Consider the following 20619-nt stretch of genomic DNA (forward strand, 5'->3'; position numbering starts at 1 on the left):
CGATGGCGGAAATCCTGGTGCTGTATTACAGCCGCGGCGGTTCGGTGGCCCGGCTGGCCCGCCAGATCGCGCGTGGCATCGGCGAGGTGCCCGGCATGAGCGCGCGGCTGCGCACGGTGCCGCAGGTGGCCGCGGTGACGCAGACCGCCCGCCCGCCGGTGCCCGAAGACGGCGCCCCGTACGTGGACATCAGCGATCTTGCCGAATGCGACGGCCTGATCCTGGGCAGCCCCACCCGCTTCGGCAACATGGCCGCGCCGGTCAAGCATTTCCTGGATGGTCTGGGCGCCGAATGGGTCAATGGCACCCTGGCCGGCAAGCCGGCGGCGGTATTCACCTCGACCGCTTCGCTGCACGGCGGCCAGGAATCGACCCTGCTGTCGATGCAGGTGCCGCTGCTGCACCACGGCTGCCTGATCGTGGGCATTCCGTTCACCGAGCCCGCGTTGAGCCACACCACTACCGGCGGCACGCCGTATGGCGCCAGCCATGTGGCCGGTGCCGATGACAATCCGGTGCCGAGCGAGGATGAGGCGATCCTGGCGCGGGCGCTGGGCCGACGGGTTGCCGACATCGCGCGGCGGCTGGCATGAAGGGCCGCGCGCAGGACGCGACGCTGGCGCTGCTGCTGGTCGCGCTGGCGGCGCTGTATGCGCTGTGGTTCGCCCACGACAAGCACTGGCTGGCCACGCTGCTGGTGTTCACCCTGCCGCCGCTGCTGCTGGCCCTCGGGGTATGGCTGCGGCGCGGCAAGGCCGCCTTCTGGGCGGGCGTGCTGGCGCTGTTCTGGTTCAGCCACGGGGTGATGAGCGCCTGGAGCCACCGGGAAACGGCCGGCTGGGCCTGGGCCGAGCTGCTGCTGGCGCTGGCAGTGATCGGCGTGGCGAGCACGCCCGGGCTGCGCCGGCGCTTCGGCAAGCGCTGAACGCGCCCGTCGCCACGGCTGCGAGGCGGCGCTGGCGGTCGTATCATCTGCATCCCGGCGCGGGTTGCCCGCGCGGTTCTGACCGCTATCCAGGATGCCCGCAATGGAAGAACTACTGATCATCACCACCGGTGGCACGATCGACAAGATCTACTTCGACGACAAGTCGGATTACCAGATCGGCGATCCGCAGATCGGGATGATCCTGCGCGAGCTGGGCGTGACCTTCCGCTTCAACGTGATTCCGATTCTGCGCAAGGATTCGCTGCACATCACCGATGACGACCGCGAGTTGATCCGCGCCACCATCGCCGCGCAGCCGACCCGTCACGTGCTGGTGACGCACGGGACCGATTCGATGGTGCAGACCGGCCAGGTGCTCAAGACCATCGCCGACAAGACCATCGTGATGACCGGTGCGTTGAGCCCGGCGCGCTTCCGTGGTTCAGACGCGGAATTCAACATCGGCTGCGCGATCGGCGCGGTACAGTCGCTGGCCAGCGGCGTCTACATCGCCATGAACGGGCGCATCTGGAATCCCGAACACGTGCGAAAGAACGTGGCCGCCAATCGGTTTGAGGAAGCCTGATCGGCTGGGACTTCTAGAAGCCGCACTCCTCGAGCGTACTGGGCTGGGCGGGGGTGTGTGAGATTGCGGGACACGCCGTAAATCCGTCCCTGGAGGCTCGCGTGCGCCATCCATGGCGCACGACGGTCCCGCAACCTCACCCCCCACCCTCGACAGTTGGCTGGTAGCCGTGGAAAAGCGCTGCGGGCAAAACAACGCCAGCGCCGCCGCTTCCGTCTTCCCGCTTCCGCTCTTTCATTGCGCACCAGCCCACTGTCAAAGGGTGGGTACGGGTGGCGTTGCAGGACCGTCATGCGCCATGGATGGCGCATGCGAGCCTACAGGGACGTACTTGCGGCGTGTCCCGCAACGCCACCCGTACCCGCCCAAGCCAGAGCAGGCACGAACTCGCGGCCGTTGTTCCTGCTTCGGCTTCTAGCTTTTGGCTTCTAAAAGAAAATCCAAAAAAGACGCCCCGGCCGAAACCGGGGCGTGCCCATTGGAGAGGGATCTGGGCTCAGTACTGCGCGGTCAGGGTGACCCCGGAGAAGGTCGAATAGCCCTTCACCCGCACGTGCCAGGTACCGGCCGCCGGTGAAGTGATCGTGCAGGTTTCGTTGTTGCCGCTCAGGTACGGGCGGCAGTTGTAGACCGTGTCGGTCGGAGCGCTGCCCGAACGCACGTACAGATCGGCGTCACCGCTACCGCCGGCGATGCTCACCTTCAGCTGCGAACTGCCCGACGGCACCGTCACCGTGTAGGCCAGCGATGCGCCGCTGGCGGCACCCAGGCCGCTGACCGGCACATTGTTCTGCAGCACCGTACCGGTGCCCGGGTTCGGGTTGGTCCCGCCCAGTGCCGCCGTGACCGCCGCGTCGGCGTCCACGATGCCCGCACCGCAACCGCCGCTGCATGCGCCCGGCAGGGCCCGTGCGGTGTTCTTCAGCAGCGTCTCGATCGCCGCCGGCGTGAGCGCGGTCGGGGCCACCGACTGCACCAGCGCGACCACGCCGGCCACGTGCGGCGCCGCCATCGACGTGCCGTTGTAGGACGCGTAGGACGCCGTGCCCGGCACCGTGGTGCCGCTGTTGAGGGTGGACAGGATCGCCTGGCCCGGGGCCGAGATATCGATGCCTGCGCCGTAGTTGGAGAAGCTGGCGCGGGCGCCGGCCGACGTCGTCGCGGCAACCGCGATCACGTTGGCGCAGTTGGCCGGCACCGAGGTGGACACGTTGGCGTTGCTGTTACCGGCGGCCACCACCACGGTCGTGCCGCGCGAGACCGCGCCGTTGATGGCGTTCTGGTAGGTGGTCGAGCAGGTACCGCTGCCGCCGAGGGACATGTTGATCACTTCGGCCGGGTTGGCATTGGCCGGCACGCCGCTGACGGTGCCGCCGGAAGCCCACACGATGGCATCGGCGATGTCGGAGGTGTAACCACCGCACTTGCCGAGCACGCGCACCGGCACGATCTTGGCATTGAACGCAGTACCGGCCACGCCGGTACTGTTGTTGGTCACCGCCGCGATGGTGCCGGCCACGTGGGTACCGTGCCAGCTCGAGTTGGAGGCCGGGATGCCCGAACCGCACTCGTTGGCGCCGTACCAGTCGCCTTCATCGTTGGGATTGTTGTCGCGGCCACCGCCATCGCGCGCCATCGCCGCGTCGCTGATGAAGTCGTAGCCGGGCAGGATATTGGCGTTGAGATCGGGGTGGTTGGTGATGCCGGTATCGATCACCGCCAGGACCACGCCGGTGCCGGTCGCCTTGTCCCACGCCGGGCGCACGTTGATCGAGGCGTTGCTGGTGCCAAAGCCCCACTGCTCGGACAGGCGGGTGTCGTTGGGTACCAGGGTGGCGTGCATCAACTGATCGACTTCGACATAGGCCACGTTCGGGTCGGCGGCGAGGCGGCGCATCAGCAGTTCGGCCTCGGCCGCATCCAGCGGACGGTCGGCCTTGACCACGGTCGGGCCGATGGCCAGCTGGCGCAGCGTCTGCACGCCCAGCGCGCGGCCCTGCGAGGCCGGGACAGCCAATGCGGCCGCTTTCAGCGAGCTGGCCAGTGCCGTCGGGGTGGCTGCCAACTGGCTGCCCGGTTTCCAGCCGACGATGAAGCGCTCCTGCTTCGTCTCAGGCGACAGGCCGCTCAGGTGCACGTCGCCGGCGAACGCCGGGGCGGCCAGCAGCAGGGTGGAGAGGACGGACGCGCCCAGTACAACCAATGCACGTTGACGCAAACGGGGTTGCGAATCATGAGACATCGGATTTCCCTTTCAGACAGTGGGTGCCGCGAACGCGGCTGAATGTCCAGTCCCGACCCGGGGGCTGCTGAAGTCGATGGCGCGGATCGGACCAGGTGTTGGATCGGTTCCCCTGAATCAAACCGCCCATCGCGACGCTAGTGGCTCGGTGCGCATTCAACAATGTTTCAGCCGCACTTCAGGAACATGAAATGTCGGATCTGAGACTTTTCGGGTCGAGGGTTTGTGAAAGTGAAGGAACTCTCCGCCTGACGAACGGTCAGGAAACGTCATCACATGTCCATTTCAGCTGTCTTGACCGTCAATTCGCGGACAAGCCTTGCGCGCCGGGGCCTGCACGTCGTTACCACCGCTGGACAACGTGCCGATCTGCCGATCTGGTGCCGGCCGTTGGCCGCTGCTCGCGCTGACCGTGGCTGACGGTGCCGGGGGCCATGAGGAGCCGGCCAACGGCCGGCGCTACTTGCGCGCAGGAACGGGTTGGTGCGGCCATGAAAAAGCCCGCCGGTGGCCAGCGGATGGCCGGATGATTGTTTGACCGCCCATGAAAAAACCCGCCTGTCGCCAGGCGGGTTTTCAGTACGGCAGCCGCGCGGCGGCGCTTACGCGTCCAGGCGCACCAGCCAGCCGTGACGGTCCGGCAGGCGACCGTACTGGATGTCGGTCAGTTCCTTGCGCAGCGACAGCGTCACTTCGCCGGCCGGGGCGGTGATGTCGCCCACCGAGAAGTCTTCGCCCTTGAGCTGGCCGATCGGGGTGACCACCGCAGCGGTGCCGCAGGCGAACGCTTCCACGATCTCGCCGGAGGTCACGCCGTCCTTCCACTCATCAAGGGTGACCTTGCGCTCTTCGACCTTCATGCCGCGGTCGCGCGCCAGCTGCAGGATGCTCTCGCGGGTGATGCCTTCCAGGATGCTGCCCGACAGCGACGGGGTCACCAGGGTGCCGTCCTTGTAGACCAGGAACACGTTCATGCCACCCAGTTCTTCCAGGTACTTGCCCTCCACCGGATCCAGGAACAGCACCTGCGAGCAGCCCTGCGCCTGCGCCTTCTGCTGCGGCAGCAGCGAGGCGGCGTAGTTGCCACCGCACTTGGCCGCGCCGGTACCGCCCTTGCCCGCGCGTGCATATTCGGTGGACAGCCAGATCGACACCGGGGCCACGCCCTTGGCGAAGTACGGGCCGGCCGGACTGGCGATCACGTAGTAGCCGGCCTTGTGCGCGCCGCGCACGCCGAGGAAGGCTTCATCGCCGATCATGAAGGGGCGGAAGTACAGGCTGGATTCGTCGGCCGACGGCACCCAGCTGGCGTCCACCGCAATCATCTGCTTGAGCGATTCGACGAAGRTGTCGACCGGCAGTTCCGGCAGCGCCAGGCGCTGGGCCGAACGCTGCAGGCGGCGGCCGTTGGCCTCCGGGCGGAAGGTCCAGATCGAGCCGTCGGCGTGGCGGTAGGCCTTGATGCCTTCGAAGATTTCCTGGCCGTAATGCAGCACCGCGGCGGCCGGGTCCAGCTGCAGCGGGCCATACGGGCGCACCACGGCATCGTGCCAGCCGGTGTCCTTGTCCCACCGCACTTCCACCATGTGGTCGGTGAAGTGCAGACCAAAACCGGGGGCGGCCAGGATGCGCTCACGCTCCTCGCTGCTGCGCGGGGTGGCGGAACGGGTGGTGTTGAAGCTCACGGAAGACTGGGACACCGGATATTTCCTGTTCTGGTTACGGGGAACGCCTTCCACCGCAGGCGCGGCGGCAGGCGGTTACAGCATGCCGGTTTCGAGCCGGGCGGCCTCGGACATCATGTGACGGCCCCACGGCGGGTCGAACACCAGCTCGACGTCGGCCTCGGCCACCGTCGGAATCATTTCCAGCTTGCTGCGCACATCGTCCACCAGGATCTCGCCCATGCCGCAGCCGGGCGCGGTGAGGGTCATCTTGATATCGACCTCGCGCTGGCCATCGTCCAGGTGCTTGAGGTCCACTTCATAGACCAGGCCCAGGTCGACGATGTTGAACGGAATCTCCGGGTCGAAGCAGGTGCGCAGCTGCTGCCACACCAGTTTTTCGACCTCCTCGTCGGAGGCATCGGCGGGCAGTTCCAGCGCAGGGGGCGCTTCCTTGCCGATGGCATCGCCATCCTTGCCGGCAATGCGGAACAGATTGCCTTCGACAAATACGGTATAGCTCCCACCCAGGGCCTGGGTGATGTAGCCATAGCTGCCGGCGGGCAGCGTGACCGTTTCGCCCTGCGGGACCATGACGGCCTCGCAGTCGCGTTCGAAGTGGACAGGTTCACTGCTACGGGAATACATGTGGATCGATATGGGGGTCGCGGCCAATTCCCGCAAGGCGACCATTTTAGCCCAGTGGCCGCCCACGCGCCGGTCACCCCGCAAGCCGGTATCCTGTGGGCACTTACAGGAAGATTGCATGTCGCCCACGTCCGTGCCTGTCCGGAGCCGCCACTGGCTCTGGCCCCCGATGTTGCTGCTTGGTGTCGTCACGGCCACGTTGGCCTGGTTGTTCATCGCCCTGCTCAGCGGCCGCCAGGCCGGCTGGATGGCCGTGCTGGCGGCCTTGGATATCGCCTTCATGCTGCGCCTGGGCACCTTTCGCCCCGGCCCGGCGCGGGTGGTGGTGACCCTGCTGGCGACCCTGCTGGTTGCGCTGGCGGCCAACTGGGGCATCGCCTCGGCCTACCTGGGCGGCTCGATGGGCCTCAATCCGTGGGATTCAGCGTTGCGGATGGGCCCGTTCATGGCCTGGACCCTGCTCGGCTTGGCCAATGGCGCAGCCGAATGGCTGTGGCTGGGCGTGGCCCTGGTGGTTGGGTGGTGGGTGGCGAAGTAGCCGCCCTGCATGCGCGCTGTCGCCGCATGCCTTTGCATGCATCGGTCGTGSCGGCCGCTGGCCGGCTCTTCCTGACGTCTGGACGGAAACGCGTTGGTATTCACGCATCGTGGGGATGCCGGCCAGCGGCCGGCACTACGCGATGTTGCTTCAATGCCCGCCGTCGAGCGCCTTCAATTCGCTGACCAGCGCGCTGGCTGCGCCGGCACCATCGCCGTACAGCATGCGGGCGTTGTCGGCGTAGAACAGCGCATTTTCGATACCGGCAAAACCGGTGCCCTTGCCGCGCTTGATCACCACCACATTGCGCGCGTTGACCACGTCCAGGATCGGCATCCCGTAGATCGGGCTGGCCGGATCGGTGCGTGCGACCGGGTTGACCACATCGTTGGCGCCGATCACCAGCACCACGTCGGTGTTGGGGAACTCGGGGTTGATGTCGTCCATGTCGGCGATCAGATCGTAAGGCACGCCGGCTTCGGCCAGCAGCACGTTCATGTGCCCGGGCATGCGCCCGGCCACCGGGTGGATGGCGAACTTCACCTTGATACCGCGATCGATCAGGCGCTGCGCCAGTTCCCATACCTTGTGCTGGGCCTGGGCCACGGCCATGCCGTAGCCGGGCACGATCACCACGCGCTCGGCGAAGGCCAGCATCGCGGCCACGTCGCTGGCCTCGATCGGCTTCTGCGCCCCGCTGATTTCCTGCGCCACGCCACCGCCGCCGAAGTTGGAGAACAGGACCCCGCTGATCGGCCGGTTCATCGCCTTGGCCATCAACCGGGTGAGCAGGATGCCGGCCGCGCCGACCATCATGCCGGCGATGATCAGGGCCTCGTTGCCCAGCACGTAGCCTTCAAAGGCCACCGCCAGGCCGGTGAAGGCGTTGTACAGCGAGATCACCACCGGCATGTCGGCACCGCCGATCGGCAGCGTCATCAACACGCCCAGTGCGAGGGCGACCACGAAGAAGCTGACGATCGCCACCGGGCTCAGGGTGACAGCCGCCCAGATGCCCAGCACCACCATCGCCAGGGCAACCAGCAGATTGAATGCCTGCTGCCCGGGGAAGGTCACCCGCCGGTCGAGTCGGCCGTCGAGCTTGGCCCAGGCAATGATCGAGCCGGACAGCGACACCGCGCCGATCGCCGAACCGATCACCGCCAGCGCCAGCACGGTTGCCGACGGCTGGCGCGCGGCCAGGTCGGCCAGCGCCTGCTCGCTCCAATGGGTGGTATCGCGGTTGGCCAGGAACGAGAAGCGCAGCAGTTCCACCGCGCCGATCGCCGCGGCCGAACCACCGCCCATGCCGTTGTACAGCGCTACCATCTGCGGCATGTCGGTGATCGCCACGCGCTTGGCCGACCACCAGGCTACGCCCGTGCCGATGGCCACCGCCGCCAGGATCAGCGGGATGTTGTGCAGTTCTGGCAGGAAGAAGGTGGCCACCGTAGCGATCAGCATGCCCAACCCGGCCCAGCGGATCCCGCTGCGCGCGGTCATCGGCGAGGCCATGCGCTGCAGGCCGAGCAGGAACAGGGTGGCGGCCACCAGGTAACTCGCCTGCACCAGCCACTGCAGCAGTTGCGCGGTGGTCACGTTCAAGGCGCCTTCTCCCCGGCGTCGCGCTTGGCGCTGGGCTTGAACATGTCCAGCATGCGTTCGGTCACCACGTAGCCACCGGCCGCATTGCCTGCGCCCAGGACCACCGCGATGAAACCGATGATCTTCTCCAGCGGCGTCTGCGCATGGCCCAGCACGACCATCGCGCCGATCAGCACGATGCCGTGGATGAAGTTGGACCCGGACATCAAAGGGGTATGCAGGATCACCGGCACCCGCGAAATGATCACGTGGCCGGCAATCGCGGCCAGCATGAAGATGTACAACGCCACGAACCCGTCGCTCATTGCAGTCTGTCTCCCAGGCGGTCTTCCCGTCCCCCCATCATAACCATGCGCTGAACCGATCTGCAGGCCGGTCAACCGATCGGGCGCTGGGGCGTTCTCACGGTATCCCCCTGCGCGAGCGCTACCCTGTGCTGGTGAGCCCTACCTTGCAGACACTGCCCGACCAGGCCGACGCCGCGCTGCCGGTGTCGCTGGATGCGTTCCTGGCCGGGATCGGCCCGCGCGCGTTCCGTTTCGCCGAGGCTGGCCTGCGCCAGCGCGACGATGCGTTGGATGCGGTGCAGGACGCGATGCTGCGCATGTTGTCCTACCAGGACAAGCCGGCCGCCGAGTGGGCGCCGCTGTTCTGGAGCATCCTGCGCCGACGCGTGGTGGACCTGCAGCGCCGACGCGGCTTCCGCCTGCGCTTCTGGCGCAGCAGCGACGAGGAAGGCGGCGACCATGACATCGACTGGGCCGATTCGGCGCCCGGCCCGGCGCAGGCCCACGAACAGCGTCAACAGTACGCGCAGCTGGTGGCGGCACTGCGCGAACTGCCTGCGCGCCAGCGCGAGGCCTTTACCCTTCGCGTACTGCAACAGCTGGACGGCGCCTCCACCGCCAAGGCCATGGGCTGCAGCGAAGGCGCGGTCAAAACCCATCTTTCGCGCGCCCGGCAGGCGCTGCAGCAGCACCTGGAGATCGAACTGTGAGCCGCCCCGTCACCCCACCCGTCCTCGATGACACCGCCCTGCGCGCGTTGCATGCGCAGGCCCTGCAGCAGCTGTCGCCGGCCACGCTGGCGCGGCTGCGCCGCGACCGCCAGGCCGCTGCGCCACGGCGTGGGCGCGTGCATGGCTGGTGGATGGCTACTGCCTGCTCGGCCGTGGCTGCGCTGGCGCTGGGTTACAGTTTCACCGTCAACCCGCCAACCACACCGGCCGCACCGCCGGTGACGAGCACGGTGGATGACAGCAGCGATGTGCTCGACGAGAATCCCGACCTGTACGTGTGGCTGGGCACGACCGACCTGGCAATGGAGTGAACATGACACCGCGACTGATCCTGGCGTTGCTGCTGCTGTGCGCGAGCGCGGCGGCCGGGGCGCAGAGCCCGACCCTGCCCGACTGGGAGCGGCTGACCCCGCAGCAACGCGAGGCGCTGATCGCGCCGGTCCGCGACCGCTGGAACGATGCATCGCCGCCACAGCGCGAGCGCATGCTGCAGCACGGCCAGCGCTGGCAAAGCATGACCCCCGAGCAGCGCGAGCTGGCCCGGCGCGGTCGGCACCGCTTCGAGAACATGAACCCGGAACAGCGCGAGCAGGCCCGTGCGCTGTTCGCGCAGATGCGCGAGCTGAGCCCGGCCCAGCGCGACGACCTGCGCGAACGCTGGTCGAAGATGACCCCCGAGCAGCGCCAGGAGTGGCTCAAGGCCAATCCGGTCAAAGACGCGCCGCCGCCGAAGCGCTGAGGGCGCGTCTCGGGTGGAGCCACGCTGTGCGTGGCTGCTTTTTGGTCTGGCATCGCGGGCAGCCACCCATGGGGTGGCTCTACCGGGTTGCGGGATGACTGGGTAAAGCCACGCCATGCGTGGCTGCTTTTCGGTCTGGTATCGCGGGCAGCCACCCATGGGGTGGCTCTACCGGGTTGCGGGATGGCTGGGTAGAGCCACGCCATGCGTGGCTGCTGTTCGCCTCAGCCGCCGGCTATCCAGCGGGTCTTGGCCAACAGCTCGTCGTCCCAGTCGAAACCAATCGCCCCGTCCTTGAGGAACAGCGCCACGAAGTTGTAGACGTTGCGCGCATACATCTCGCTGGCGTGCACCGCACCGAGGCTGGCCAGGTCGAGCGGCCCATCGACGGTCACCCCGTCGACATCCACCACCTCACCGGGCCGGGTTGCCTCGCAGTTGCCGCCGGTCTCGGCCGCCAGGTCGACGATCACGCTGCCTGGCTTCATGCCCTGCACCATCGCGGTGGTGACGATCTTCGGCGCCGGGCGCCCGGGCACCGCTGCGGTGCAGATCACCACATCGACCAGCCGCAGGTGCTCGCCGAGACGACGCTGCTGCTCGGCGCGCTCCTCCTCGGTCAGCGGCCGCGCGTAACCGCCCTCACCGACCGCGCTCACGCCCAGGTCGAGGAACTTGCCACCCAGCGATTCGATCTGCTCACGGGTCTCCGGCCGCACATCGAAGCCCTCCACCTGGGCGCCCAACCGGCGCGCGGTGGCGATCGCCTGCAGCCCGGCCACGCCGGCACCGACGACCAGCACCCGCGACGGACGAATGGTGCCGGCCGCAGTGGTCAGCATCGGGAAGAAGCGCGGTGCGCGCTGCGCGGCGATCAGCGTGGCCTTGTAGCCGGCCATGCCGGCCTGAGAACTGAGCACGTCCATTGATTGGGCGCGGGTGGTGCGCGGCAGGCGTTCCAGCGGGAAGGCCTGCAGCCCCCGCGACTGGATCAACCCGGCGCGTTCGGCATCGGCCTGCGGGTGCAGCATGCCGACCAGGCTGGCGCCGGATTTGAGCTGGCCCAGCCGCACGTTGTCCGGCGGCTGCACGCACAACACGATGTCGGCCACGGCCAGGCGCGCGTCGTCGGCCAACTGCGCGCCGACGTCCAGATAGGCCTGGTCAGGAAAACCCGCCGCCTGTCCGGCCGCGGGCTCGAACCACACCGTCGCGCCCAGGGCGGCCAGCTTGCGCGCCGTCTCCGGCGTCATCGCCACGCGTCGCTCGCCCGGCGCGCGTTCCCGTACCACCAGCACATCGACAGCCATGCATGTCCCCGACGATCAGCAGAGTGTGGGGGGATCGTAACCTGATCGCGGCATGGACGCCTGCCGCCTCAGGTCGTTGGCGCACTGCCGCCGGGCAGGGCCCGGTGCTACCGGCTCAATGCACGGTGGCGTTCTTGTTGTCCAGCCGGTCGATCACGCCCTGCATGGCGCTGTCGAAGGCACCATCGTCGATATGCGCGCGCAGGCGGCCCAGCCGCACCATCACCGCAAGTTCTTCCGGCGAGGCCACGCAGAAGCGCACGCCACGACGATTGACGAACAGCAGGCGCGAGGAAATCGGACTCACCCAGGACAGCTTGCCGGCCTGCACCTTGCCGTCCTTGTCCACGAAGTCCAGCCACGTGCCGATCTCCAGGCCGCGGAAACGGTCCGCATCGGCGTTGTCGAAATCGCTGACGTCCACCTTGCTGCCCAGCTCGACGGCAGCGGTTTCCTGCACCGGGGGGGTGGGCAACGCCACCTGCGGCAATTCGGGCAGCGCGCGCTCCAGTTCCGGGCGCGATTCGGCGATGCCCTGCAGGGTGTCGTGCAGCGCATCGATCGCGCCGGTGGCCGCATCGGCATGCACGCCGACACTGGCAAACACCTTGCGCAGCGACGCGTGCCAGGCCTGCAGCCAAGGCTTGCCGACAATCTGCCGGCGCGCCTCGGCCACTTCTTCCAGCAAGCCGTCAGCCAGTGCCAGCGCCTCGCCGACCGATGCGCCGTCTTCGCCCTCGCGCAGCACGCTCAGGGTCAGGTGGTGCTGCCACGGCTGACGCAGGAATTCGCCGATGGCCTGTGGCAGCGTCGCATCGGCGATGCGCCGGTCCAGCTCGGCGGCCGAACGGCTGCGCGCCATCTCCAGCTTTTCCTGGCCGCGCTGGGTTTCAGCGGCGCGGCGCTCGGCGATCTCGATCCGGCGCCGGTGCTGGGCGAGGAAATCGCGGAATTCTTCTTCCAGGGTCAGGAAGATCGCCAGGTTCTCATTGAACTCGGCCACCAGGCGCTCGATGATCTCCTCGACCTTGCCCATCAGCACGCGCTCGGCCTGGCTTTCGCCGGTGTTGCCTTCGCAGGCCTCGGCCAGCGAGTTGAGCAGCTTGCGCGCCGGATGGGTCTTCTGCACGAACATGCGTCGGTCGAGCATGGCCACCTTGACGAACGGCACCACCAACCGGCCGATCAGCTCGCGCGAGCGGCCCTCCAGGTCGCGTTCGTCCAGCATTACATCGAACAGCATGCCGACCAGATCGATCGCATCCTCGTCCTGCGGATCCAGCCGCGCCTGCGACGGATCCACGCCAAGGCGGGTGGCACCGGACAGCACTTCGCTCTTCAACCGCTGGGCCAGCGATTCACCGTCTTCGCCGATCGCCGCGCGCAGGGTCGCGCTCGGGGTGGCCTGCAGCAGCGACAGCACCGACATCATTTCGCGCTGGCTGAGCGGACGCTGCTGGCCCACGGCGACGCTGGCCGCCGAGGTGGCGTCCTCGCGCACGTGGCGGGTCTGTTGCAGCAGTTCGTGCAGGGCTTCGAGCAGCATGCCCTGGTTGTTGCTCATGCCTTCGCCGGCGGGGCCCGGCGCCGGGCCGGCCTGCGCGGACTGCATGCGGCCGCGGCTTTCGGCCCAGCGATCGGCGAAGCGTTGCGCCCAGGCAGGCGCCGCCGCATCGTCGTTGCCGGCCAGCGATTCGGCATCCAGCGCATCGACCAGTTCGTCCAGTTCATGGCGCGGCGCTGGCGCGCGTGCGGCAGGACGGCGCGGGGTCGACATCTGCGGCATGACCCCGGCGGCGGCCAGCAGCTCGTCCAGCGCTTCATAACGCTTGCCGATCGTGGCGTGCAGGTCGCGTTCGCACAGCTTGATCAGCACCAGCCGCACTTCCGGGGCCAGCTCGCAGTCGGCAAACGCCTCATGGATGGCTACGCCGATATGCTCGGGGCTGATCGGGTTGCTGTCGGGATTGATGTCCAGGCCACCGGCGATCCAGCCCAGGCGGCGATCGAGCCGTCCCAGCACCGGCTTCCAGTCGCGCAGCAGCACGGTGGCGAAATTGCGCACCGCCAACCGCGACTCCAGCACGTGTTCGGGCACCAGGCTCAGCCCATCTTCGATCTGTCCGGCCAGGGTCGCCTCGGCCGAGGCCGGCTGGCCACGATCAAGCGCATCCCAGGCCTCGTCGAGGTGGCCACGGAACCCGCGCACGATGTCCTCGCGGCGGCGGCGCAGTTCGCGCATCCCGTCCAGGAACAGCAGCTGCGACGCGCCAGCGGTGCCGGCACGGTCGAACAACACGTCGTCGAAACGGGCCAGCACGGTCGCGAACGACTCGGTCAACGCGGGCAGCACTGCCTCGCGGGCCTGCTTCAACAGCGCCGGGTCGCGACCCGGCTGCCCCAATGCATTGGGCGTGGCGATCATGCGAAAAGGCTCCCCACCCTCGCAGGCACAGAATGCAGCATGGAAACGATGGATACCGGTGCCCCCCAGGCACCTGCATCCGGATGGCAGGTCGGCCGACCGGTCAGGGACGGTGAAACAGTCCGCACGTTGAACCTCATGACCGGGTGCCGGCAGGCCTTGTATCGTACGGCCAGCGCCGACGGGAAGCGAGTACAGCCATGTGAAGGAATGCCACTCATTAAGTGATGTTCATCACGCTTCGTCGCAAATCGATCAGAGAAGGCCCAAAGCCGCGTCACAAACTGCCGCGACTATACTGGGCGCACCGCCCATCTGATCGAGAAATCATGCCCGACTCCCCTGCGCTGCAAGCCCTGGACGCCCGCCGATCGGTGCCGGCCCTGCAACTGGGCGCGCCCGGGCCGGACCCGGAGATGCTGCTGCGCATGCTGGCCTCGGCGGTGCGCGTGCCCGATCACGGCAAGATGGTGCCCTACCGTTTCCTGAAGATCGCCGGCGACGCGCGTCACAGTCTGGGGGCGTTCCTGGCCGAGCGCAGCCGCGCCCGCGACCCGCAGGCCTCCGATGCCCAAGTCGAAAAGGACCGGATGCGCTTTTCGCATGCCCCGCTGATCATCACCGTGATCGCCCAGCCCCGCCCCAACCCCAAGGTGCCCGAGCAGGAGCAGCTGATGACCGTCGGTTGCGTGTGCTTTGCGCTGATGCAGGCCGCGCAGGCGCTGGGCTTCGGCGCGCAGTGGCTGACGGCATGGATGGCCTTCGACCCGGCGGTGCACGCCCACCTGGGCCTGGCCGAGGGTGAGCGCATCGCCGGCTTCATCCATATCGGCACCCCCAAGCTGCTGCCGCCGGAGCGCGAACGCCCCGATCCGGCCGCGCTGCTGCAGGACTGGGTGGGCTGAGGTGTCCGCACTTGCCCCTGCGGCCGTCGTTGCGCGGCCACCGCTGTACCTGGTCGATGCCAGCCTGTACGTGTTCCGCGCCTGGCATTCGATGCCCGACGAGTTCCAGGACCAGCAGGGCTGGCCGACCAACGCGGTGCATGGTTTCGCGCGCTTCCTGCTGGACCTGCTCGAACGCGAGCGGCCGCAGCATATCGCCATCGCCTTCGACGAGGCGCTGGACAGCTGTTTCCGGCACCGTCTGTATACCGCCTACAAGGCCAACCGCGACCCGGCCCCGGACGCCCTGCGCCGCCAGTTCGCGCACTGCAAGGCACTGTGCGCCGCGCTCGGCCTGGCCGTACTGGGCCACCACGAATACGAGGCAGACGACCTGATCGGCAGTGCCCTGCATGCGCGCCGCGACGCCGGCATGCGCGGGGTGATCATCTCCGCCGACAAGGACCTGTCACAGCTGCTGTTCGAACATGACGAACAGTGGGACTACGCACGCAACCAGCGCTGGGGCATGGCCGGGGTCAAGGCCCGCCACGGCGTGCACGCGCACCAGATGGCCGATTACCTGGCGCTGTGCGGTGATGCCGTGGACAACATCCCCGGCGTGACCGGCGTCGGCACCAAGTCGGCTGCCGTCCTGCTGGCCCATTTCGGCAGCTTGGACACATTGTACGAGCGGCTGGACGAAGTGCCGTTCCTGCGCCTGCGTGGCGCGGCGCAGATGGCCGTGCGCCTGCGCGAACAGCGCGAGCACGCGCTGCTGTGGCGCCAGCTGACCACCATCGCGCTGGATGCCCCGCTCGACTGCGCCGATGCCGATTTCCGCCGCGGCAGCGCCGACCCGCAGATGCTGCAGGGCCTGTGCGATGYGCTGCGGTTCGGCCCGCTGACCCGGCGCCGGCTGTTCAGCGCCGCCGGGCTGCCCGACTCTCCTTCCGTTGCCAGCGAGTTCGCATGAGCCACAACACCCAAGAACCCAAGGTCGTCTACGAAGGCAAGTACCAGCGCATGGTCGTGCGCGGCACGTGGGAATACAGCGAACGCACCCATGCCGGCGGCCTGGCGGCGATCATCATCGCGGTCACCCCGGAGGACAACGTGCTGTTCGTCGAACAGTTCCGCGTCCCCCTGCAGGCCAGCACCATCGAGATGCCGGCCGGGCTGGTCGGTGACATCGATGCCGGTGAGTCGATCGAAGTTTCGGCGGTGCGCGAGCTGGAAGAAGAAACCGGCTGGACCGCCGCGCACGCCGAAGTACTGATGATCGGCCCGACCTCCTCCGGTGCCAGCAGCGAGAAGATCGCCTTCGTGCGCGCCACCGGTTTGCGCAAGATCGGCGACGGCGGCGGCGACGCCAGCGAGGACATCACCGTGCACGAGGTACCTCGCGCCCGCGCCGCCGCATGGCTGGTGGAGAAAATCGGCGAGGGCTACGAGCTGGACGCCAAGCTGTGGGCCGGGTTGTGGATGATCGAACACCACCTGGACGGAACCCCGCGTGGCTGATGCATCTCCCCATCAGACGGCCCACGGTGCACTGCTGGGGCCCTCCGATCCGCCACCGTTCACCGTGCATCGGCCACAGGGACGTTCGCCGTTCGTGCTGATCGCCGACCACGCCGGCCAGCAGATCCCGGCCACGCTGGCTGGCCTCGGCCTGGCACAAGCCGAGCGGGACCGCCACATTGGCTGGGACATCGGCATCGCCGGGGTCACCGTCGCGCTGGCGCGCCTGCTCGATGCGTGGGCGATCACCCAGACCTACTCGCGGCTGGTGATCGACTGCAACCGGCCGCTGGCATCGCCAACGCTGATGCCGGCGATCAGCGACCACACGGTCGTTCCCGGCAACCAGTCGCTGTCACCGCTGCAGCGGCAGCAGCGCATCGACGCGATCCACGCGCCCTACCATGCCCGCATCGACGCCGAGCTGGACGCCCGCCACGCGCAGGGCCGGCCAACGCTGCTGCTGCTGATGCACAGCTTCACCCCGGTGATGAATGACGCCGCGCGGCCCTGGCATGTGGGCGTGCTGTACCACCGCGACACGCGATGTGCGCATGCCCTGCTGCAGGCGCTGCGCGATGAGGGTGACCTGGTGGTGGGCGACAACCAGCCCTACGCGGTGAGCAGCACCAGCGACTACGCCGTGCCGGTGCATGGCGAAGGCCGCGGGCTGGTGCATGTGGAGCTGGAGATCCGCCAGGACCTGATCGCAGACGCCGCCGGCCAGCATGCCTGGGCGCAACGACTGGCGCGGATCTTCACCGCGCTGCAGCCGCAGCTGGAAGCATTTGCGCGCGGGTGATGCCGGCCGTTGGCCGGCAACCGGAGATCACCACACCGCAGGCGCCGCCATGGTAGAGCCGACCGTTGGTCGGCTGCACGCAGTCCTTCCGGGTGCGGCCCACGCCGTGCACGATCCCCCTATCCCTCACCCGCGCCTACCGCCGCCAGCGCGGCCGAATCCTGCTGCGGCCGCAACCACAGCGCCACGGCCACGCCAAGCAGCGCGAACAACGCCGCGCCGTACTGCGCGTTGATCAGTCCCTGCAACGCTTGCGCACTGGTGCCCGCCGCCTGTTCGCCGCGTCCGGCATTGGCCAGCATCACCAGCACCGCCAATCCCAGCGCACCGCCGATCTGCTGCGCGGTGGCGGCCATGCCCGACGCCACGCCCTGCTGCGCCGCCGGCACGCCCTGCCCGGCCACGATCCACATCGCCGTCCAGGTCATGCCCTGGCCGATGCTCAGCACCACGATGCCCGGCAGCAGCGCCCAATACGTGGCGCCAAACGGCATCGCCACCGCGACCGCGGCGATGCCGATCGCACCAGCGGCCATGCCCAGCGCCAGCACCTGGCGCGGCGAGCGCCGCAGCAGCATGCGTTCGGTGATCCGGATGCCGAACGTGCACACCAGCGTCGGCGGCAGGAACGCCAGCCCGGCCTGCAGCGCGCTCCAGCCGTAGCCGTCCTGGAAGTACAGCGCCAGGAAGTAGTACTGCACGCCGAAGCTGCTCATGAACACCATCGTCAACAGCATCGCCGCGCGCAGGCTGCGCAGGCGCAGGAGCGCGAACTGCATCAGCGGGTCGCGGCTGCGCTGTTCGATCCGCACGAACGCGGCCAGCAGCGCCGCCGACAGCACCAGGCAGGCCAGCGTGCGCGGCGCCAGCCAGCCCCATTCCGGCCCCTGCACCAGCGTGGTCACCAGCAGGCTGCCGCCGAGGGTGACAGTGAGGCAGCCGGCCAGGTCGAACGAGCGGCCCACCTGCCGCGCCGGATCGCGCGGCAACCACCAGCCACCCAGCACCGCGCACGCACCGGCAAACGGCACGATCACCAGCAGTACCGAAGACCAGCCGAAGCTCTGGGTCAGCACGCCGCCCAGCAGCGTGCCCAGTGCCAGGCCACCGGCGCTGGCCATCGACCAGATCGCCAGCGCGCGGTTGCGCGGGCTGCCCTCGGCGTAGATCGTGTTGATCAGTGACAACGTGGCCGGGAACAGCAGCGCCGCGCCGATGCCCTGCACCGCGCGCGCGGCGATCAGCAGCCAGGCGCTGTTGCTGAACCCGCCGACCAGCGAGGCCAGCGCGAACAGCGCCATGCCCAGTCGGTACACCCGACGACGCCCGAGCAGATCGGCCGCGCGGCCGCCCAGCAGCAGGCAGCCGCCGAACGCCACCGTGTAGCCGCTGACGATCCATTGCAGCTGCTGCGCATTGATCTGCAACTGCACGCCCATCTCGTGCAGGGCGACGAAGATGATGGTGGCGTCCAGCGCGATGATCAGCTGGGCCATGGCCAGCAGGGTCAGTGCCAGGCGGGGTGGGAACGCATGCGTGGAGTGGGTCATGCCAGTTGCTACGTGGGGAAGGCGCGCAGTCTCATTGATGACGTCAAACAAATAAACCCGGATACTTCGATTTCTGTCATGCATTTTCGCATCAATCGGACACCGCCATGGATCTCAATGCCGTGCGCATGCTGGTGCAGGTCGCCGAAGCACGCAGTTTCACCGTGGCCGCCGGCCAGCTGGGCATCAGCCAGTCCGGGCTGTCGCGTGCGGTCGGTCGCCTGGAAACCGAGCTGGGCGTGCGTCTGCTCCATCGCAACACCCGCAACGTCAGCCTGACCCCGGACGGGCGCCAGTTCGTCGATCACTGCACGCCACTGCTGAGCGGGCTGGAAGACGCCGAACGGCGGCTGGGCGATCGCCCGTGCACGCCGTCGGGCGTGTTGAAGCTGACCGCGCCGTCCATGTTCGGGCGCAAGGTGCTGGTGCCGCTGGCCGGGCAGCTGACGGCCGCGCATCCGCAGCTGCAGTTCGAGCTGGTGCTCAACGATCGGCTGGTCGACCTGGTCGAGGAAGGCTTCGATGCGGCGCTGCGCACCGGGCCGATCAGCGACGTGCGCATGGTGGCGCGCCCGCTGCGGCCGTTGCACTGGGTCACGGTGGCCTCGCCGGACTACATCGCCCGGCACGGCGCGCCGGCCACGGTCGATGCGCTGCACGATCACGCCTGCCTGGCGGTGCGCAACCTGCGCAGCGGACGGCTGGTGGACTGGCAGTTCCGCGACGCGGAGGGTGGGCTGCGCGAATTCACGCCCCCGGCGCGGATGGTGTTCGACAGCGGCGATCCATTGGTGGAAGGCGCGCTGGCGGGTGTCGGGATCGTGCAGGTGATGGATTTCGCGGTGGCCGATGCGCTCGGCGACGGCCGCCTGCAACGCGTGCTGCAGCCGTTCGAAGGCCGCAGCCGCGCGTTGTCGCTGGTGTACCCGCCGTCACGACAGGCCTCGCCGAAGTTGAAGGTGCTCGCCGCAGCGTTGCTGGCAGGCCACTGGTAGCCAGCCGCCCAGCCCCGGTAGTGCCGGCCGCTGGCCGGCTCCACGCAATTTCTGGCATGCACCCAAGGGGCACCGCTGTGCCCGATCGGCGCGCAGGCGGCCAGCGGCCGGGAACAAAGCAGCCGGCCAACGGCCGGCATTACCCGTGGGTTGATTACCCGGCGAAGCGATCCGTAGCGCGCACCAGTGCGTCCACGTTTTCCGCTTCGAACGCGGAGTGGCCCGACGCCGGGCTGATCTCCAGCGTCGACTTCGGCCACGCCTTGTGCAGTTCCCACGCGCTCTGCAGCGGGCACACCACGTCGTAGCGACCGTGCACGATCACCCCGGGGATGTCGGCGATGCGGTGCACGTCGCGCAGGAGCTGTTCTTCCACCTCGAAGAAACCGCCGTTGACGAAGTAATGGTTCTCGATGCGCGCGAACGCCAGCGCGAACTGCGGGTCCTGGTGGCTGTTGACGAAATCGTCGTCCACATGCAGGAAGCTGGTGGCCCCTTCCCACACGCTCCAGGCCTTGGCCGCGGCCAGGCGGGTGGCCTCGTCATCACTGGTCAGGCGACGATGGAACGCCGAGATCAGGTCGTGGCGCTCCACCGCCGGGATCGGCTTGAGGTAGTGCTCCCACGCATCCGGGAACAGACGGTTGGCACCTTCCTGGTAGAACCATTCCAGCTCCCAGCGACGCAGCATGAAGATGCCGCGCAGCACCAGCTCGGTCACCCGCTCGGGATGGGTCTGCGCATAGGCCAGCGCCAGGGTCGAGCCCCAGCTGCCACCGAATACCTGCCAGCGCTCCACCTTGAGGTGCTCGCGCAGCCTTTCGATATCGGCCACCAGGTCCCAGGTGGTGTTGTCGACCAGGTCCGCATGCGGGGTGGAACGCCCGGCGCCACGCTGGTCGAACAGGATGATGCGGTACTTGGCCGGGTCATGGAACTGGCGCATCTTGTCGCTGCAACCACCGCCCGGGCCACCGTGCAGCATCACCACCGGCTTGCCGTCGGGGTTGCCGCACTGCTCGACATACAGCGTGTGGCGGTCATCGACCTTCAGGGTGCCGACGTCATAAGGGGTGATGGCGGGATACAGCGTACGCATGACAGGAACTCCATGTGGAATGACAGTCGCCGCGTCACCGGTGCGCCGAGCGCACGGCCGGT

At 68.2% G+C, this 20619-nt stretch carries 21 protein-coding genes; 12 read left to right on the forward strand and 9 right to left on the reverse strand.

Features of this window, described 5'->3' with window-relative positions; translation table 11 throughout:
• The first annotated feature begins 2 nt into the window (after nucleotides 1-2).
• The 3 genes from wrbA (at nucleotide 3) to AC1DR7_RS04700 (ending at nucleotide 1514) form a co-directional block, all read left to right on the forward strand.
• A complete protein-coding gene (gene wrbA, locus AC1DR7_RS04690; protein ID WP_256774993.1) occupies nucleotides 3-593 on the forward strand; it encodes an NAD(P)H:quinone oxidoreductase in 591 nt (196 codons plus the stop codon).
• Nucleotides 590-925, forward strand: a complete 336-nt coding sequence (locus AC1DR7_RS04695) for a DUF2069 domain-containing protein (protein WP_457318516.1) — start codon at nucleotides 590-592, stop codon at nucleotides 923-925. The genes wrbA and AC1DR7_RS04695 overlap by 4 nt, the downstream gene beginning before the upstream one ends.
• Nucleotides 926-1028: 103 nt before the next feature.
• Nucleotides 1029-1514 (forward strand): asparaginase domain-containing protein, encoded by a 486-nt coding sequence (locus tag AC1DR7_RS04700; RefSeq protein ID WP_256774991.1) that lies wholly within the window; start codon nucleotides 1029-1031, stop codon nucleotides 1512-1514.
• 496 nt (nucleotides 1515-2010) lie between these two features.
• Here the strand turns inward: AC1DR7_RS04700 and AC1DR7_RS04705 are convergent, their stop codons facing one another.
• The 3 genes from AC1DR7_RS04705 to sufT all read right to left on the reverse strand — a co-directional run bounded on the left by AC1DR7_RS04705 (nucleotide 2011) and on the right by sufT (nucleotide 6068).
• The gene (locus AC1DR7_RS04705; protein WP_478051303.1) at nucleotides 2011-3756 is read right to left on the reverse strand and encodes a S8 family peptidase; all 1746 of its coding nucleotides are present in this window, start codon (nucleotides 3754-3756) and stop codon (nucleotides 2011-2013) included.
• Between the two features lie 602 nt (nucleotides 3757-4358).
• Nucleotides 4359-5456, reverse strand: coding sequence for a branched-chain amino acid aminotransferase (locus AC1DR7_RS04710; protein ID WP_478076407.1), 1098 nt, complete (start codon nucleotides 5454-5456; stop codon nucleotides 4359-4361).
• 60 nt (nucleotides 5457-5516) lie between these two features.
• The gene (sufT, locus tag AC1DR7_RS04715; RefSeq protein WP_019182393.1) at nucleotides 5517-6068 is read right to left on the reverse strand and encodes a putative Fe-S cluster assembly protein SufT; all 552 of its coding nucleotides are present in this window, start codon (nucleotides 6066-6068) and stop codon (nucleotides 5517-5519) included.
• Between the two features lie 118 nt (nucleotides 6069-6186).
• On the opposite strand from sufT, the gene AC1DR7_RS04720 reads away from it, so the two are divergent.
• Nucleotides 6187-6606 carry a hypothetical protein gene (locus AC1DR7_RS04720; protein ID WP_457319528.1) on the forward strand — a complete coding sequence of 140 codons (420 nt, stop codon included), beginning with the start codon at nucleotides 6187-6189 and terminating at the stop codon, nucleotides 6604-6606.
• Between the two features lie 150 nt (nucleotides 6607-6756).
• On the opposite strand, the gene AC1DR7_RS04725 is transcribed toward AC1DR7_RS04720, so the two are convergent.
• Both AC1DR7_RS04725 and AC1DR7_RS04730 read right to left on the reverse strand, forming a co-directional pair.
• On the reverse strand, nucleotides 6757-8211 hold the full coding sequence (locus AC1DR7_RS04725; RefSeq protein WP_457319527.1) for an NAD(P)(+) transhydrogenase (Re/Si-specific) subunit beta: 1455 nt from the start codon (nucleotides 8209-8211) through the stop codon (nucleotides 6757-6759).
• The gene (locus AC1DR7_RS04730; protein WP_019182396.1) at nucleotides 8208-8516 is read right to left on the reverse strand and encodes an NAD(P) transhydrogenase subunit alpha part 2; all 309 of its coding nucleotides are present in this window, start codon (nucleotides 8514-8516) and stop codon (nucleotides 8208-8210) included. Before AC1DR7_RS04730 ends, AC1DR7_RS04725 begins: the two co-directional genes overlap by 4 nt.
• A 146-nt stretch (nucleotides 8517-8662) precedes the next feature.
• Between AC1DR7_RS04730 and AC1DR7_RS04735 the strand changes: the two genes are divergently transcribed.
• The 3 genes from AC1DR7_RS04735 to AC1DR7_RS04745 are packed head-to-tail and all read left to right on the forward strand — an operon-like array spanning nucleotide 8663 to nucleotide 9968.
• Entirely contained in the window at nucleotides 8663-9208 is a 546-nt protein-coding gene (locus AC1DR7_RS04735; RefSeq protein ID WP_457321066.1) for an RNA polymerase sigma factor, read from the forward strand.
• Nucleotides 9205-9540: a hypothetical protein gene (locus AC1DR7_RS04740; RefSeq protein ID WP_457321064.1), complete on the forward strand. Its 336-nt coding sequence runs from the start codon at nucleotides 9205-9207 to the stop codon at nucleotides 9538-9540. Before AC1DR7_RS04735 ends, AC1DR7_RS04740 begins: the two co-directional genes overlap by 4 nt.
• Before the next feature lie 2 nt (nucleotides 9541-9542).
• Entirely contained in the window at nucleotides 9543-9968 is a 426-nt protein-coding gene (locus AC1DR7_RS04745; protein ID WP_256774984.1) for a DUF3106 domain-containing protein, read from the forward strand.
• 224 nt (nucleotides 9969-10192) lie between these two features.
• Here AC1DR7_RS04745 and AC1DR7_RS04750 read toward each other — a convergent pair whose 3' ends face one another.
• The gene (locus AC1DR7_RS04750; RefSeq protein ID WP_457321061.1) at nucleotides 10193-11278 is read right to left on the reverse strand and encodes an NAD(P) transhydrogenase subunit alpha; all 1086 of its coding nucleotides are present in this window, start codon (nucleotides 11276-11278) and stop codon (nucleotides 10193-10195) included.
• 115 nt (nucleotides 11279-11393) lie between these two features.
• On the reverse strand, nucleotides 11394-13703 hold the full coding sequence (locus tag AC1DR7_RS04755; RefSeq protein WP_478051170.1) for a DUF1631 domain-containing protein: 2310 nt from the start codon (nucleotides 13701-13703) through the stop codon (nucleotides 11394-11396).
• A gap of 329 nt (nucleotides 13704-14032) precedes the next feature.
• Here AC1DR7_RS04755 and AC1DR7_RS04760 point away from each other — a divergent pair, with 329 nt between their 5' ends.
• The 4 genes from AC1DR7_RS04760 to AC1DR7_RS04775 are packed head-to-tail and all read left to right on the forward strand — an operon-like array spanning nucleotide 14033 to nucleotide 16913.
• Nucleotides 14033-14608, forward strand: a complete 576-nt coding sequence (locus AC1DR7_RS04760; protein ID WP_457318564.1) for a nitroreductase family protein — start codon at nucleotides 14033-14035, stop codon at nucleotides 14606-14608.
• A 1-nt stretch (nucleotide 14609) separates the two neighbouring features.
• Nucleotides 14610-15563: a 5'-3' exonuclease gene (locus AC1DR7_RS04765; protein WP_478076408.1), complete on the forward strand. Its 954-nt coding sequence runs from the start codon at nucleotides 14610-14612 to the stop codon at nucleotides 15561-15563.
• Nucleotides 15560-16111, forward strand: coding sequence for an NUDIX hydrolase (locus tag AC1DR7_RS04770; protein ID WP_457318566.1), 552 nt, complete (start codon nucleotides 15560-15562; stop codon nucleotides 16109-16111). Before AC1DR7_RS04765 ends, AC1DR7_RS04770 begins: the two co-directional genes overlap by 4 nt.
• A complete protein-coding gene (locus AC1DR7_RS04775; RefSeq protein ID WP_457318567.1) occupies nucleotides 16104-16913 on the forward strand; it encodes an N-formylglutamate amidohydrolase in 810 nt (269 codons plus the stop codon). Before AC1DR7_RS04770 ends, AC1DR7_RS04775 begins: the two co-directional genes overlap by 8 nt.
• Before the next feature lie 119 nt (nucleotides 16914-17032).
• Here AC1DR7_RS04775 and AC1DR7_RS04780 read toward each other — a convergent pair whose 3' ends face one another.
• On the reverse strand, nucleotides 17033-18463 hold the full coding sequence (locus AC1DR7_RS04780; RefSeq protein WP_457318568.1) for an MFS transporter: 1431 nt from the start codon (nucleotides 18461-18463) through the stop codon (nucleotides 17033-17035).
• A gap of 107 nt (nucleotides 18464-18570) precedes the next feature.
• Between AC1DR7_RS04780 and AC1DR7_RS04785 the strand changes: the two genes are divergently transcribed.
• On the forward strand, nucleotides 18571-19458 hold the full coding sequence (locus tag AC1DR7_RS04785; RefSeq protein WP_457318569.1) for a LysR family transcriptional regulator: 888 nt from the start codon (nucleotides 18571-18573) through the stop codon (nucleotides 19456-19458).
• Between the two features lie 154 nt (nucleotides 19459-19612).
• On the opposite strand, the gene pip is transcribed toward AC1DR7_RS04785, so the two are convergent.
• The gene (pip, locus tag AC1DR7_RS04790; RefSeq protein WP_457318570.1) at nucleotides 19613-20557 is read right to left on the reverse strand and encodes a prolyl aminopeptidase; all 945 of its coding nucleotides are present in this window, start codon (nucleotides 20555-20557) and stop codon (nucleotides 19613-19615) included.
• Nucleotides 20558-20619: the final 62 nt, after the last annotated feature.

The organism is Stenotrophomonas sp. P5_A9 (assembly GCF_056400525.1).

What these genes read in the sequence shown, in the direction of transcription:
- wrbA (WP_256774993.1), top strand. Translation starts at nt 3, where the DNA reads ATGGCGGAAATCCTGGTGCTGTATTACAGCCGCGGCGGTTCGGTGGCC.
- AC1DR7_RS04695 (WP_457318516.1), top strand. Translation starts at nt 590, where the DNA reads ATGAAGGGCCGCGCGCAGGACGCGACGCTGGCGCTGCTGCTGGTCGCG.
- AC1DR7_RS04700 (WP_256774991.1), top strand. Translation starts at nt 1,029, where the DNA reads ATGGAAGAACTACTGATCATCACCACCGGTGGCACGATCGACAAGATC.
- AC1DR7_RS04705 (WP_478051303.1), bottom strand. Translation starts at nt 3,756, where the DNA reads ATGTCTCATGATTCGCAACCCCGTTTGCGTCAACGTGCATTGGTTGTA.
- sufT (WP_019182393.1), bottom strand. Translation starts at nt 6,068, where the DNA reads ATGTATTCCCGTAGCAGTGAACCTGTCCACTTCGAACGCGACTGCGAG.
- AC1DR7_RS04720 (WP_457319528.1), top strand. Translation starts at nt 6,187, where the DNA reads ATGTCGCCCACGTCCGTGCCTGTCCGGAGCCGCCACTGGCTCTGGCCC.
- AC1DR7_RS04730 (WP_019182396.1), bottom strand. Translation starts at nt 8,516, where the DNA reads ATGAGCGACGGGTTCGTGGCGTTGTACATCTTCATGCTGGCCGCGATT.
- AC1DR7_RS04745 (WP_256774984.1), top strand. Translation starts at nt 9,543, where the DNA reads ATGACACCGCGACTGATCCTGGCGTTGCTGCTGCTGTGCGCGAGCGCG.
- AC1DR7_RS04750 (WP_457321061.1), bottom strand. Translation starts at nt 11,278, where the DNA reads ATGGCTGTCGATGTGCTGGTGGTACGGGAACGCGCGCCGGGCGAGCGA.
- AC1DR7_RS04755 (WP_478051170.1), bottom strand. Translation starts at nt 13,703, where the DNA reads ATGATCGCCACGCCCAATGCATTGGGGCAGCCGGGTCGCGACCCGGCG.
- AC1DR7_RS04760 (WP_457318564.1), top strand. Translation starts at nt 14,033, where the DNA reads ATGCCCGACTCCCCTGCGCTGCAAGCCCTGGACGCCCGCCGATCGGTG.
- AC1DR7_RS04770 (WP_457318566.1), top strand. Translation starts at nt 15,560, where the DNA reads ATGAGCCACAACACCCAAGAACCCAAGGTCGTCTACGAAGGCAAGTAC.
- AC1DR7_RS04780 (WP_457318568.1), bottom strand. Translation starts at nt 18,463, where the DNA reads ATGACCCACTCCACGCATGCGTTCCCACCCCGCCTGGCACTGACCCTG.
- AC1DR7_RS04785 (WP_457318569.1), top strand. Translation starts at nt 18,571, where the DNA reads ATGGATCTCAATGCCGTGCGCATGCTGGTGCAGGTCGCCGAAGCACGC.
- pip (WP_457318570.1), bottom strand. Translation starts at nt 20,557, where the DNA reads ATGCGTACGCTGTATCCCGCCATCACCCCTTATGACGTCGGCACCCTG.